The sequence below is a fragment of the Azospirillum brasilense genome (assembly GCF_022023855.1).
In the GTDB taxonomy this organism is placed as follows: Bacteria; Pseudomonadota; Alphaproteobacteria; order Azospirillales; family Azospirillaceae; genus Azospirillum; species Azospirillum brasilense_F.
In genome coordinates, this window is record NZ_CP059450.1 from 1,647,295 (window position 1) to 1,660,000 (window position 12,706).

At 69.0% G+C, this 12,706-nt stretch carries 11 protein-coding genes (1 of these 11 cut by a window edge); 5 read left to right on the forward strand and 6 right to left on the reverse strand.

What is annotated here, in order from left to right; all coding sequences use genetic code 11:
* Window positions 1–56: 56 nt before the first annotated feature.
* Complete coding sequence (locus tag H1Q64_RS20940; RefSeq protein WP_237905452.1) at window positions 57–455, reverse strand: RidA family protein; 399 nt, start codon at window positions 453–455, stop codon at window positions 57–59.
* Between the two features lie 102 nt (window positions 456–557).
* Between H1Q64_RS20940 and H1Q64_RS20945 the strand changes: the two genes are divergently transcribed.
* The 3 genes from H1Q64_RS20945 to H1Q64_RS20955 all read left to right on the forward strand — a co-directional run bounded on the left by H1Q64_RS20945 (window position 558) and on the right by H1Q64_RS20955 (window position 2,850).
* Window positions 558–1,466, forward strand: a complete 909-nt coding sequence (locus H1Q64_RS20945; protein ID WP_237905453.1) for a LysR family transcriptional regulator — start codon at window positions 558–560, stop codon at window positions 1,464–1,466.
* A gap of 78 nt (window positions 1,467–1,544) precedes the next feature.
* Window positions 1,545–2,261, forward strand: coding sequence for a YoaK family protein (locus tag H1Q64_RS20950; RefSeq protein WP_014197976.1), 717 nt, complete (start codon window positions 1,545–1,547; stop codon window positions 2,259–2,261).
* Between the two features lie 52 nt (window positions 2,262–2,313).
* The gene (locus tag H1Q64_RS20955; protein ID WP_237905454.1) at window positions 2,314–2,850 is read left to right on the forward strand and encodes a mismatch-specific DNA-glycosylase; all 537 of its coding nucleotides are present in this window, start codon (window positions 2,314–2,316) and stop codon (window positions 2,848–2,850) included.
* A 40-nt stretch (window positions 2,851–2,890) separates the two neighbouring features.
* Here H1Q64_RS20955 and H1Q64_RS20960 read toward each other — a convergent pair whose 3' ends face one another.
* Both H1Q64_RS20960 and H1Q64_RS20965 read right to left on the reverse strand, forming a co-directional pair.
* A complete protein-coding gene (locus tag H1Q64_RS20960) occupies window positions 2,891–3,772 on the reverse strand; it encodes a ParB/RepB/Spo0J family partition protein (protein WP_237905455.1) in 882 nt (293 codons plus the stop codon).
* The gene (locus tag H1Q64_RS20965) at window positions 3,762–4,781 is read right to left on the reverse strand and encodes a ParA family protein (protein WP_014197973.1); all 1,020 of its coding nucleotides are present in this window, start codon (window positions 4,779–4,781) and stop codon (window positions 3,762–3,764) included. The genes H1Q64_RS20960 and H1Q64_RS20965 overlap by 11 nt, the downstream gene beginning before the upstream one ends.
* Before the next feature lie 1,082 nt (window positions 4,782–5,863).
* On the opposite strand from H1Q64_RS20965, the gene H1Q64_RS20970 reads away from it, so the two are divergent.
* Together H1Q64_RS20970 and H1Q64_RS20975 are read left to right on the forward strand one after the other, a co-directional pair.
* The gene (locus H1Q64_RS20970) at window positions 5,864–6,835 is read left to right on the forward strand and encodes a replication protein RepA (protein WP_014197970.1); all 972 of its coding nucleotides are present in this window, start codon (window positions 5,864–5,866) and stop codon (window positions 6,833–6,835) included.
* A 139-nt stretch (window positions 6,836–6,974) separates the two neighbouring features.
* Window positions 6,975–8,213: a trypsin-like peptidase domain-containing protein gene (locus H1Q64_RS20975; protein WP_237905456.1), complete on the forward strand. Its 1,239-nt coding sequence runs from the start codon at window positions 6,975–6,977 to the stop codon at window positions 8,211–8,213.
* Window positions 8,214–8,311: 98 nt separating this feature from the next.
* On the opposite strand, the gene H1Q64_RS33865 is transcribed toward H1Q64_RS20975, so the two are convergent.
* The 3 genes in view from H1Q64_RS33865 to H1Q64_RS20990 are tightly spaced (each overlapping or abutting the next) and all read right to left on the reverse strand, a layout consistent with a single transcriptional unit that may run on beyond the window.
* A complete protein-coding gene (locus H1Q64_RS33865) occupies window positions 8,312–9,211 on the reverse strand; it encodes an SbcC/MukB-like Walker B domain-containing protein (RefSeq protein ID WP_269145381.1) in 900 nt (299 codons plus the stop codon).
* Window positions 9,208–12,057 (reverse strand): AAA family ATPase, encoded by a 2,850-nt coding sequence (locus H1Q64_RS20985; RefSeq protein ID WP_237905457.1) that lies wholly within the window; start codon window positions 12,055–12,057, stop codon window positions 9,208–9,210. Before H1Q64_RS20985 ends, H1Q64_RS33865 begins: the two co-directional genes overlap by 4 nt.
* Window positions 12,057–12,706: the 3' portion of an exonuclease SbcCD subunit D gene (locus H1Q64_RS20990; protein WP_237905458.1), read on the reverse strand. Its footprint extends 619 nt past the window's final position; the window shows 650 of its 1,269 coding nt (coding positions 620–1,269); the start codon falls outside the window, past its right edge; its stop codon occupies window positions 12,057–12,059. Before H1Q64_RS20990 ends, H1Q64_RS20985 begins: the two co-directional genes overlap by 1 nt.

Here is a 12,706-nt window from a genome sequence, read left to right on the forward strand (position 1 = left end):
CGTCCAATGAGCACGATGGATGACCTGATGAGAAGGACGTCGTCGCCAATGCCGGCTCAGACGGTTTGTGGAACCCGAGCGATCACCTTGATCTCGAAGTCGAAACCGGCGAGCCACGTCACGCCGACGGCAGTCCAGTTGGGATAGGGCTTCTCCGGAAACATCCGGTCTTTGACCGACAGAACGGTCTCGAACTGGGCCTCCGGATCGGTGTGGAACGTCGTTACGTCCACGATATCGTCAAACGTGCCGCCGGCAGCTTTCAGAACCTCGCGAAGGTTGTCGAAAGCCAGTTGAACCTGCTTCGCGAAGTCAGGCTCGGGCGAACCGTCCTCGCGTCCGCCGACCTGCCCCGAGATGAAGATCAGATCGCCGGATCGGATGGCCGCGGAGTAGCGATGGATTTCGTAGAGCGCCTGCCGGCCGGCAGGAAAGATGGCGTCGCGCTTGGACATCGGTGTCTCCCGTTCGGATTGGACTTGGAGCAGGAGATAGCAGCCGAACAGGTGCGCGATTAGACGTTGAAATCGGCACAGGTTGATGCAAAATCGCCATCAATGACGCGCCCCTCCCTGAACGACCTCAGCGCCTTCGTGGCCGTCGCCACCCACCGCAGCTTTCGTCGCGCGGCGGACGAGCTGGGAACGGCGCCATCCACGCTGAGCCACGCGATGCGGGGTCTTGAGGATCGGCTGGGCGTGCGCCTCCTCAACCGCACGACCCGCAGCGTTTCGCCGACCGAAGCGGGGCTTGAACTGCTCGGCCGCCTGCAGATTGCCCTGGCATCGTTGGACGAAGCGCTGGACGTCGCCTCTGCTTTTCGGGGCAACGTGGCCGGCCGGGTCCGGATCAACGCGCCGCGCGTGGCCGCCGCGGCCCTCGTCCGCAACGTCCTCCCGCGCATGGTCGAACGATATCCCGACGTGACGGTGGATCTGGTCGTCGAAGGGCGGCTGATCGACATCGTGTCCGGCGGCTTCGACGCCGGCGTCCGCCTGATCGACTCCATCCCGAAGGACATGATCGCGGTGCCCTTCCCGGACCCGATCGGCTTCGTCTGCGTCGCCTCTCCCGCCTATCTCGACCGCGCCGGGGAGCCGATGACGCCGGACGAACTCCAGCACCATCGCTGCATCGGCCACCGCCTGCCGGGCGGGCGGCTGTACCGGTGGGAGTTCGAGCGGGCCGGGCAGGAATTGACGGTCGACACAAACGGACCGGTGGTTCTCGACGACGAGGAGTTGATGGCGGACGCCGCCGCGCATGGATTGGGAATCGCCTATGTGGTGAGTTGGGCCGCCGAAGCCGCTCTTGCGGACGGGCGGTTGCGAACCGTCCTGCCCGGCTGGATGCACAAGCCGGAGCGGGCGGCGGTTTATTATCCCGGGCACCGCGCCGTGCCTCCGGCCCTGCGGGCGTTCCTCGATGTCGTCAAGACCATGCCGGTCGGTGCGGGAACGCATTGATGACCCCACAAACCAGCGGGTCCCCGACGCATGCGGTCGCCACTATGATGGCGCCCCGTTTGGTTCAGGGGGTAGGGCATGCTGGTCCGGCAGGGTGAACATCGTGGCGTGTCGGCGGACCGCAGTCTGGCCTGGTCGCTGGCGGGCATCGCCGGCGCCGTCAATGCCGCGGGCTTCTACGCCGCCGGCCTCTATTCCTCGCACATGACCGGCACCGTCTCGACCATGGCCGATCATCTGGCGCTGGGCGAGATGGGCGCCTTCGGCATGGCGCTGGCGATCGTGGCGACCTTCATCGCCGGGGCGATGGTGTCGGCGATGCTCATCAACGCCGGGCAGCGCCGCGGACTGTCGGCGATCTACGCCTACAGCGTCTGCCTCGAAGCCCTGCTGCTCGCCGGGCTCGGCGCCGCCGACGTCTGGCTGCACGAGCTTCGCGGCGCCGCGCTGGTCATGGGGTTGAGCTTCCTGATGGGGTTGCAGAACGCCATCGTCACGCGCATCTCCAACGCCCGCGTCCGCACCACCCACGTCACCGGCATGATCACCGACATCGGGATCGAGCTGGGCAACTTGATCGACGATCTCTATCACCGCAACGGCCGGGATCGCGTTCGGGTGACGCTCGACAAGCTGAAGACGCATCTGCCGACCGTCGGCTCCTTCTTCCTGGGCGGCGTGCTGGGGGTGCTGGGCTACAGCGCCTGGGGCGCCATGCTGTTCGTGACGCTGGCGGCCATCCTCGCCGGCTTCGCCGCCCCGGTGATTCTCGCCGAATGGCGGACGGCGGAGTAGGGGCGTTTCAAATTCAGCGTTGCTGGACGCCGTTATACACTGTTGACGCAATATGACCGATTCCGAAGGCCCGATCCCCGACATCATCGCCCCCGGCCTGAACGCTTTGTTCGTCGGCTTCAACCCCGGAACGCGCTCCGGCCAGCTCGGCCACAACTACGCGGGGCGGGGCAACCAGTTCTGGAAACTGCTGGCGGAGGCCGGCCTGACGCCGCGCCTGCTGCGCCCGGAGGAGGACCGGCTGTTGCCGGAGTTCGGGCTGGGCTCCACCAACCTCGTGGCGCGGGCGACGCCGGGCGCCGCCGATCTCAGCCGGGCGGAGCTGCGCGGCGGCGTGCCGCGGCTGCGCGCGCTGATCGCGGAAATCCGGCCGCGGGTGATCGCCTACACGGGGAAGGGTGTCTATCTCGCCGCCGCGGATCGCGACCGGGCCGACTGGGGCGTGCAGCCGGACAGCCTGTTCAATGGTCCGGTGGATGTCGTACTGCCGTCGCCCAGCGGCCTCGCCCGCCTGCCCTTCGCGGAAAAGCTGCGCTGGTTCTGCGAGGTCAGACGGGTCATCGACGCTGAAGTTGACACCCGCCGCTGACGTCAGCGGGTGCCCGTTACAAATTCAGCGTTGCTGACGGTCAGGCCAGCAGCTCATCAAGAAGGGCGTGGAGGCGGCGCAACTCCTGCCATTGCGCCTCGCTGAGCTGCTTGCGGTGCGCCCGCAGCTCCCCGGCGTCGACGGCGGAGAAGTCCTTGGCGATCCGCTGGACGGCGGAGACGAAGCGCACCGCCGGGGCGGGCTGAACCTTCGCCGCCGCCACGGAATCCGGCTCGCCGCCGCCCATCTGGGCGCGCTTCGCCTCGCGCAACGCCTTGACGGTGCCACCGTCCTTGATGGTGTCCCACAGCTTTCTCTGCAGGATCGGATCGTCCACCGCGGCGATCTCCGTCAGGATGCTTTTCGGGACGGAGCGGTGGCGCGTTTCAAATTCAGCGACGATATCGGCCGGCAGACGCAGCAGCGACAGGGTGCGCGTCACCTCCGCCTGGCTGCGCCCGATGACCTGCCCCAGCGCCTCGTGCGTGTAGTCGTGCCGCTCGATCAGCCGGGCGAAGGCTCGGGCCAGTTCCATGGCGTCGAGGTCGACGCGCTGGATGTTTTCGATCAGCGCCAGCTCGTCCGGATCGCCGTCGGTGACGATGGCGAAGATGGTCTGGCGGCCGGCCAGCCCGCAGGCGCGCAGGCGCCGCTCACCGGCGATCAGCCGGTAGTCGCCGTCGCCGAGATCCTGCACGAGAACCGGCTGCTTCAGCCCATGGCGGGCGATGGAGTTGGCCAGTTCCTGCAGCGACTGGTCGTCGAAATGGCGGCGTGGCTGGTCGGGATTGGGGTGCACCCGGTCGAGATCGACCTCGATCAGCCGCGGGAAGTCGGCGGAGAGCCCGAACAGCGCGTCCCCGCCGCGCTGCGCCGCCTTGTCGAAAATGCGGGTGCTGGTCCGTTCGAGTTTACGAGACATGGGCGTCTTCCGCAGTCTGGAGGTGGGCGGCCAGTTCACGCGCCAGTTCGCCGTAGGCCTGGACGCTGTTGGAATTCGGATCGGCCTCGATGGCCGGGCGGCCGGCGCCCGACGCCTGGGCGAACAGGGTGGCGCGCGGCACCGCGTTCAGGACGCGGGTGCGCCCCTCGTAATGCTCCTGGATCTCGCGCAGGCTGGCCTGATCTTGCGTCAAGCGCGACGAGAACATGGTCGGCAGGATGCCGAAGATGTTCAGCGACGGGTTCGAGCGGCGGCGGATCTTGGCGATGGTTTCCAGCAACAGCGGCACGCCGAGCCCGGCGAACACCTCCGTCTGCACGGGAATCAGCACCAGATCGCTGGCCGCCAGCGCGTTGATGGTGAGAAGACCGAGGTTGGGCGGGCAGTCGATCACGATGACGTCGTAACGGTTCCGCACCTCAGCCAGCTTCTCCTTGAGGACCAGGGAGTTGTCCGGCTCCGCCACCAGCTCCGTCTCCGCCGCGGCCAGCCCGATGCTGGAGGGGGCGAGCATGACGGCGCCGCCGCACACCGGCTGGAGGATGCTGTCGAAGGACGCGCCGCCGCGCACCACATTATAGATGCCCTTGCGCTGGGTTTCGATCTCGCCGGGGTCGAGCCCCATATGGACGGTGGCGTTGCCCTGGGGATCGCTGTCGAGAAGCATCACCTTCAGGCCCAGCGTGGACAGCGCGTAGGAGAGGTTGACCGCTGTCGTCGTCTTGCCGACGCCGCCCTTCTGATTGGCCACGGCCACCACGGCGCGCTGCATCTTGGGCACCCCGGCGTTTTGCGGCACGGCGGCCATCCCGCCCTGGCCAGCGAGGAATCCGGCGACCTGCTGGGGGATGCGCTCCGCACCGCTTTCCCACCGGCTGATCCGCGAGCGGTCGTAGCGGCGGTTCAGTGCACCGTTGAGCCATGTCGCGAAGCTCAACTGATCCTCGGCACGCCGTTCGCGGATGGCGCGCAGTTCTTCCCCGTTCATCGGGCCTCCGGCTTTCCCTGTGTGAGGTCCTTTCTTGCAAAATGTGACGCAACTGGTCAAGCCGGAGCGCATCGAATTGCGTCAAATGGCGACGGGAGCGGGGGTCATGCGACGTCGTATGGGACTATGGTCATAGAATTCGACGACTTTTGCCGGTCGCTGCGAACGGCGGAAAACCATTCCGGAGGCGAATCGATCCGGACCCCGTCAAGCCCATTTTCCGAAGCGTTACCAATTCAGCGTTGGTGGCGGGGTGTGGCTTCGATTCGGCCCTTGAATCGCTTGGAGTCTGTCGTTTCAAATTCAGCGTCGTATGCCGATTCGTGGGTTTGCGTCGGCGTTGCAAGATCTGCGCGAGACTCGCCGAGTCGGCTAAGCCCCGGAAAGCCTTGGGTTTCCGAGTCGAATGTTACCAATTCAGCGTTGGAGCCGAGTCGCCTTTGTATCAAATTCAGCGTCGGGTCCGGTTGACAGTTGACGGTCCTGGCCTGGAATCCCTGACCAAGTGGAATGCTCGTTCTGGTGGAGGATAGGGGTCCTGATCACCCTCGAATGCCCGGTTGGCGATTCTCCGACCCCTCCGGCGTTGCGTTTTCAGCGAAGGGGGTCGCGCCAGCACCCGCGCAACCGGTCTAACCGGAGAATCCTATAGGGACTCATATAGGACATGGTTGCGAGTTCAGCGTGGATAACCGCCTTTCGTGACTCGTCTTCAGCGTGGATGAGCGAGTCCCCGTTGCGACTTCGGCGTGCCCGCCGTTGCGGAGTCAGCGAGCCGATCCGGCCGGTTTTGCCCGCTGCGATTCCAACTCAGCGTGGACAAGCCTGTCCGGCTGTGGACAAGCGGCTTTCCGGCCCCGGACGCTCCGTTGGCGACGCTGATTTTGAAACGTTGGCTCGGCGGTTGCCGGCAGGGGAGGGGACGGCCGGGTTCGCAAACGGCCGCTTCGCTGAAGTTGAGTCGGAATCTGCAGCTTCCGTTGCAACTTCAGCGATTCGTGGGATGGACGCGCTTCACAGCCACCACATTTTGTGTTTTCTGAAATGACAGGAACGTGACCGAACGAGGCCGGAGGGGTCCCATGGCGAAAATCCACGAGCAGCTTACCCTGGAGGGATTCGAGGCGGTTCTTGCCCGCACCGAAGACCCCAAGGAGCGCCGCCGTGTGATGATGGCCCATGAAGCGCTGTCCAACGAGATGGACGCGATCGGCTATCTCCACGCCGGCTTCTGCCAAGCCTCGCTGCCGCACCGCAAACCCAAGGACGAGACCGCCCCCTGGGTGCGCAACAACGGCAAGTACCAGCTCGTCGTCCGTCCCGGCATCCTGCCGCTGCGCGACGGCACGGTCCTGGACGTCGGCGTTCCCTACGGCGCCAAGGCGCGCCTGATCATGATCTACCTGCAGACCGAGGCCCGCAAGACGCGCAGCGCCCACGTCGATCTGGGGCCGAGCATGAGCGCCTGGCTGCGCCGTCTTGGGCTGGCCCCGACGGGCGGCGAGCGCGGCAACTACAAGCCGGTGCGCGAGCAGGTGCTGCGGATCGCCCGTAGCGAGTTCACCCTGCGCACCACCACCGGCCCCTCGACGGCGGAGATCTCCGACCAGCGCCTGATCGACGGCATCAAGCTGTGGCGGGACGAGGAGGACACGCCCGACCTGTTCCGCACCGGCGGCGAGTGGGTGCGCTTCGTCCGCCTGACCCAGAGCTTCTTCGAGCATCTGATGGAACACGCGGTCCCGCTCGACGAGCACGCCATCGCCAAGCTGAAGAACTCCGCCCTGGCGCTCGACGCCTATGTCTGGCTGGTTCACCGCCTGCACCGGCTGGACAAGCAGACGGTGGTCCCCTGGCACGCCCTGTCGCAGCATTTCGGCTCGGTCAGCGAGCACCGCGTCCTGGCCTTCCGCCTGAAGGAAGCGCTGAAGGACGTCATGGCCGTCTATCCCGATGCGAACATCGAGCCGACCTCCAAGGGGCTCGTCCTGCGACCCTCGGCACCGGCCGTGCCGTCGAACAAGCATCTCGTCCTGCGGCCCGTCCGCGGCTGACGGGCGGGCGGTTGAGCGCTGTGGGTGAAACAGCTCAGAGCGTGCGGCGCGTTGTTGAAAAGCGCCTTTAAGGCGTGACATTGTGGGTCGGTCGCAACCATCCGGCGCGGTTCTGGATGCAGCAGAAGGACCGCTTCCAATGTCCTACAGGGTCGACGACGATCAGTATCCGGCGCGCGCCGTGGTCTCCATCGAGGCCAGCTGGGGAAACCGGACCTACGTCGGCTCGGGCTTTCTGGTTGGTCGCAACGACGTCGTCACCGCGTCCCACGTCGTTTACAACGCCGCGCTCGGTGGCAAGCCGAGCAGCCTGAAGATCTACCCGTCCTACAATCCCGGCAAAACGGACAACGTCGCCTACGGCGTTGCCAAATCACAGTTCTTCACCAATTTCGACCCGGATTCGGACGGCCGGCTCATCGCCGGCGATTTCTACCGGACCACCCAGAGCGGGTCGGAGATCGACGTCGCCCTGCTGACCCTGTCCCAACCGATCGGCGATACTTACGGCTATTTCGGAATCGATTGGAACTACAGCGGCGGGTCGGCCAATGTCCTGGGCTATCCCACCAAATACGGACGGTACGAAGTCTTCGACAGCGGCACCATCCGCCGGTCAGGCGTCGATACGGTCTATTATTTGAATGCGGATCTGGAGATCAATCCCGGAAACTCCGGCGGTCCGATCTACTACAGCGCCGGAAGCGGTGTCTTCGCCGTCGGCGTCGTGTCGACCGCCATCGGCGCCACGGCGCTTGGCGGTCACGCCTATTGGCTGAGGGACGCCCTGTCCGCCAACGACTCGTACATCTCCTCCGCCAGCCAGCCGGCCGCCGACTCGCTGCGGCGGGCCTTCGTGAGCGACGGCGTGTCCGGCTGGGAAGTCCAGATGGACATTTATGTCGGTCCGCTGACCACGCTGAAGAACGTGTATCTGGGCACCAAATCCATCGAGGCGGTGATCGGCAGCGAGCTTGGCGATTTCATGAACCTGGGTGCCGGCGACGATGCGGCGGATGGGAAGGGCGGTGATGACGTTCTGGACGGCGGCACCGGCTCCAACTTCCTGACCGGTGGGGCGGGCAACGACACCTTCTTCCTGGACGGGCGGGGCACCGGGGTGACTTGGTCCACCATCACCGACTTCGAGGCGGGCGAATGGACGACCGCCTGGGGTTGGAAGGAGGGCGTGTCGAAACTCACCTGGGAGGCGATGAAGGGCGCCAAGGGGTCCGAGGGCGCCACGGTGCGCATCGACTTCGACGGCAACGGCACCATCGACGGCAGCATCACCTTCACCGGAAAATCGGTCGGCGCGGTCATCACCATGCCGGGGCAGGTCGGCGCCGACAGCTATCTGGCCTTCCGTCTGGCCTGACGGCTCTTTTATCACGCAGGCACGGAGAGACACGAAGGAGGGCGCGCCCCCGTGTCTCCTTGACGGTCCCGCGATGACCCCACGCGGCCTGGAGCACCCTACAACGGCAGCAGCAGTTCCCGCTCCGCCGCGGTGTCCGGCGATGGCACGGCCAGCGTCCCGCGGGTCACTGTCACGGCGCTGCGCCCTCCCCCCTGCGGGGTGACGCGCACCTGCACGCCGATCCGCTCCACCAGCGCCGGGACGTGGCTGATGACGCCCACCTGCCGGCCGGTGGCCTGAAGCGCCTCCAGGCAGGACAGCGCCAGATCCAGGCTGCCGGGGTCCAGCGTGCCGAACCCCTCGTCGATGAACAGCGTGCCGATTCCGCCACCGCCGCTGCCCCCCGCCATGGCCGACAGGCCGAGCGCCAGGGCCAGCGACACCAGGAACATTTCGCCGCCGGACAGGCTGTGCACGCCGCGCCGCTCGTCGCCCATTTCGCCGTCCACCACCTGGATCTCCAGGTCGGCCCCGCCAACCCGTTCCAGCCGGTAGCGGCGGGCGAGATCCGCCAGATAGCGGTTCGCCTGGACCAGAAGCAGATCGAGGCTGAGGCTCTGGGCGAAGTTGCGCAGCTTCCGCCCATCGGCGGAGCCGATGAGCTGCGCCATGGTCGCCCACAGCTCCTGCGCCTTGCGCTGCGCCTTCACCCGGTCGAGCACGGCGGCGAGGCGGCTGCGGTTCTCCGTGTCGGCGCGCAGCCGGGCCTGGGCCTCGCCCAGCCGGCCGCGGGCCTCCTGAAGGCGCCGGCCCGTCTCGGCCACGGCCTCGCCGGCCTCCTCGGCGCCGAGGGCGGGACGTCCGGCGTCGTGGTGCTCCTGCCGCAGCCGCGTCCGTTCGGCCGCCACAAGCGCGTCCTCGCGCCGCGCCGACTCGAGAGCGGCCAGCGCCCGCTCCTCCCCGGCCAGCCAGTCCTCGTCCCGGACCAGATGGGCGCGTGCCGCCTCCACGGTCACGCCGCAGCGTTCCGCCACGGCGGCCAGGGCGTCGACCGCGGCCTCCGCCTCGGCGGCGTGGCGACGGTCTGCTCCGCCCCCGACAGGCGGGCCGCCGCGTCCTGCCGGGCGACGGTGGCCTGTTCGACCAGGGCCTCGGTTCGCCGGCAGGCCTCGGTCAGCTCCTTCTTCACCGCGGTCACCGCCCGTCCGTCCAACAGGGACGTCCGTGCCGCGCGCCGATCCTCCAGCGCGGCGGCCAACCCCTCGCACCTCCGCCGCGCCGCCTGTTCGGCCTGCCGCGCCCCCTCCAGCTCCGCCGCCTTGGCGCCGGCCTGCCGTTCCAGGGCCTCGACGTTGCGCAGTGCCTGGGCCAATCCCTCGCGCTGGCGCAGAACCTCGGCGACCCGCCCGCCGACGCTCTTGCGGAATCCGTCGGGGTCGCTGTCCAGTGCCTTGTCCCAGCCGGTCAGCCCGGCGAAGGGCTGGGCCAGTTCCGTCCGTGCCGCGGCCCGCGTGTCCACCGTCTGATCGCGCCGCGCCACGGCCAGGGATTCGGCGTGGCGGGCGGCGTCGCGCTGACGGGTCCGCGCCTCGATCGCCCGCTCCACCTCGGTCAGCGCCGCGTCCCGCTCCCGGCAGGTCTGCACCGCGGCGTCGATCCTCGCCTTGTGGTCCAGCGCCCTGGCCTCGGCCCGTCCGGCCTCCGCCAATTCCGCGTCCACGTCGACCAGCCGCCGGGTGACGGTCTCCGCATCCGGTTCGGTGGGCAGTCCGAAGGTCGGTGCCCGCTGCGCCCAGCGTTCCACCGCGGTCGCCCGCTCTACCGCCAGGGCGGCCAGCCGTCCATCCAGGGCCGCGGCCCGCTCGCGCGCCGCCTTCGCCGCGGCGGTGTGGGCGCCTTGTTCCGTGGCCAGCCCAGTCACCTCGGCGCGCAGGGTGGCGACGTGGCGTTCCTGATCCTCCGCCAGCCGGTCGAGCGGGGTGTGCCCGGCTCCCCAGGGATGCTCCGTGGCGCCGCAGACCGGGCAGGCCTCGCCCTCCGTCAATTGAGCGCGCAGCGATGCCACATCCTCGCTGCGGGCGAGGCGCAAGCGGTGCAGGGTGGCGTCCGCTTCCTCCAACGCCGCCCGGCGCTGGTCCAGCCGCGCTTTCGCCGCTGCCGCATGGGCCTCCCCGTCCGCTGCGGCCGTGTGCCGCTGCTCCCGTTCCGCTTCGGCCTCCGCGACGTCCGCCGCCAGCCGTGCGGCCCGCTCCGCCAGCTGGGCCAAGGCCGCCAGCCCATCGCGCCGTTCCGCCAGCGCCGTGCGGCGCCCGCGCAGGGCGTCCAGCGACTCCACCGCCTCGGCCTTCAGCGCGGACAGCGTCCGCTCGGCCGCGTCCCGCTGTGCTTCGGCGTCCCGCCGGACGGCGGACAGGTGGGCCAGCTCCGCCTCGTGAGCCATGGCCTCCGTGGCGGCACGGCCGGCCTCCGCCTCCGCCTCCCGCACCACCCTTGCCGAGTCGCGGAGGCGCAGCAGCAGCGCGTCCCAGCGCGCCCACTGGTCGGCCACCGGCAGCAGCGCCGTCTGTCCGGCCAGCCAGCCCTCCCGCTCCGCCGCATCGGTGCGGGCCTGTTCCAGTGCCGTCCGGGTGGCGCTCCAGCTCTCCCCAATTCTCTTGGAGTCCGCGTCCGCCGTTGCGGCGTCGGCGAGCGCACCGGTCTGTTGACCGGCCAGCGCGGCGATTTCGGCGTCCAGCGCGGCGGCCCGCTCCAGCTCCGGCTCGGCGTCGTCTATGGCGCCGCGGGCCGTCTCGTAGGCGGCGCGCACCTCGCGATGACGGGCCTCGGCCTGGACCAGCCGGTCCTGCGCCTCCGTCACCGCGGCGTGGGCGCGGGCCAGCGCCTCCCCGGCCTCCGCCGCTGCCGTGGCGCAGCGGTCCGCCTCGCTCAACCGCACCCGCAAGGGCTGGAGACGGCGCAGCAGCGCAGCCTCCTCCCGCCGCGCCCCGGCCTCCTGCCAAACCGCTTCGGCCCGTGCGCTCGCCGCGGCGGCGTCGGCTTCCGCCTTGGCCAGCCGGGCGTCCTGCTCATGCCAGGCGACGGCGGCGCGGGCCTGCTCGAACGCCGTTTCCTCCCGCTGGACCGCCTCGGCCGCCGCTCCGGCCTCGGTGTCCAGGACGGCGCGCTCATCGTCGGTCAGCACGCCGATGCCCGCGCATTGCGCCTCCAGCGCCTCCAGGGCCCGCTGCTCCTCCCGGGAGCGCTCGTGCGCTGCGACGGAGATGCGGGAATAGATCTCGGTGCCGGTCAGCAGCTCCAGCAGGGCGGAGCGCTCCATCGCCGGAGCCTTTAGGAAATTGGCGAAATCACCCTGGGCCAGCAGGACGGCACGGCGGAACTGCTCGAAGCTCAGCCCCAGCCGGGTGGAAATTTCGTCCAGCACGCTGGTCTTGCCGTCGCCCAGCCGCTTGCCGTCCGCAAGCGCGGTCAGGCTCATCGTCTGCTTCTGCAACTGGCCGCGCGCGTTCTGCCGCGCCCGCCGCAGCTCCCAGCGCGCCCGGTAGGCGGCGCCGTCGATCCCCGCGAAATCCACCTCGGCCCAGCCGGACCCGGCGCCGCGACGCAGGACGCTGCGCACGTCGGTGGTGCTGATGGCGTCAGTGTCGCCGCTGGCGCCCAGTGCCACGCCGCGCCCGTCCGGCAGCCGGGGCATACGGTCGAACAGGGCGAGGCACAGCGCGTCCAGGATGGTGCTCTTACCCGCCCCGGTCGGGCCGGTAATGGCGAACAGGCCGGCGTGGCGCAGCGGCCCGCCGGCCAGCTCCACCGCGAAGGTCCCGTCCAGGCTGGCCAGATTGCCGCCGCGAACCGCCAGAATCCGCATCACGCACCCTCCTGGACGGTCGCGACCAACTCGTGAAAGGCGGCGAGCAACGCCGGTTCCGGTTCGCCCTCGTGATGGCGGCGGTAGAGCCGCAGGAACACGTCCTCCGGCGCGAGATCCGCCAGATCGGCCAGAGGCACCGATTCGGCCAGCGCCTCGCCGCTGCCGGTCAGCCGGAGGGCCAGCTTGACCAGTCGCGCCGGGCGTCCGGCCAGCGCCGCGACCACCTCCTCGCGCAGGGCGGGGCGGGGCGTCGGCAATTCCACGGAGACCTCGACATAGGGCCAGCACTCGCGTGGCAGAGCCTCGTCCAGCTCCAGCTCCAGCTCCAGCGCGGCCAGCGCCGCCAAGGCGTCCTCCGGCGCCGCAAACCGCCCGCCGCCGGGGATGCGCCGGATGGCGACGAAGCGAGGCACCCGCAGCGATTCGACATTGGCCAGCCGTCCCTCCGCGAAGTCGGCCAGCAGCACCTGATGCGGGTAGGGCTCCTCGTCCACCGCCAGCGGAAGGGGGGAGCCGCTGTAGCGCACCGATTCGCGCGTCCCCACCGCCTGCGCCCGGTGCAGGTGCCCCAGCGCCACATAAACCGCGTCCTCCGGGAAGACGTCCACCGGCAGCGCGTGCTGGTTGCCGCCAAGGATCTTGCGCT

Excerpts from the sequence above, each read along its gene's own strand:
- H1Q64_RS20965 (WP_014197973.1), bottom strand. The coding sequence starts at position 4,781 with ATGAACGGGGAAGAACTGCGCGCCATCCGCGAACGGCGTGCCGAGGAT.
- H1Q64_RS20960 (WP_237905455.1), bottom strand. The coding sequence starts at position 3,772 with ATGTCTCGTAAACTCGAACGGACCAGCACCCGCATTTTCGACAAGGCG.
- H1Q64_RS20950 (WP_014197976.1), top strand. The coding sequence starts at position 1,545 with ATGCTGGTCCGGCAGGGTGAACATCGTGGCGTGTCGGCGGACCGCAGT.
- H1Q64_RS20945 (WP_237905453.1), top strand. The coding sequence starts at position 558 with ATGACGCGCCCCTCCCTGAACGACCTCAGCGCCTTCGTGGCCGTCGCC.
- H1Q64_RS20955 (WP_237905454.1), top strand. The coding sequence starts at position 2,314 with ATGACCGATTCCGAAGGCCCGATCCCCGACATCATCGCCCCCGGCCTG.
- H1Q64_RS20985 (WP_237905457.1), bottom strand. The coding sequence starts at position 12,057 with ATGCGGATTCTGGCGGTTCGCGGCGGCAATCTGGCCAGCCTGGACGGG.
- H1Q64_RS20940 (WP_237905452.1), bottom strand. The coding sequence starts at position 455 with ATGTCCAAGCGCGACGCCATCTTTCCTGCCGGCCGGCAGGCGCTCTAC.
- H1Q64_RS20970 (WP_014197970.1), top strand. The coding sequence starts at position 5,864 with ATGGCGAAAATCCACGAGCAGCTTACCCTGGAGGGATTCGAGGCGGTT.
- H1Q64_RS20975 (WP_237905456.1), top strand. The coding sequence starts at position 6,975 with ATGTCCTACAGGGTCGACGACGATCAGTATCCGGCGCGCGCCGTGGTC.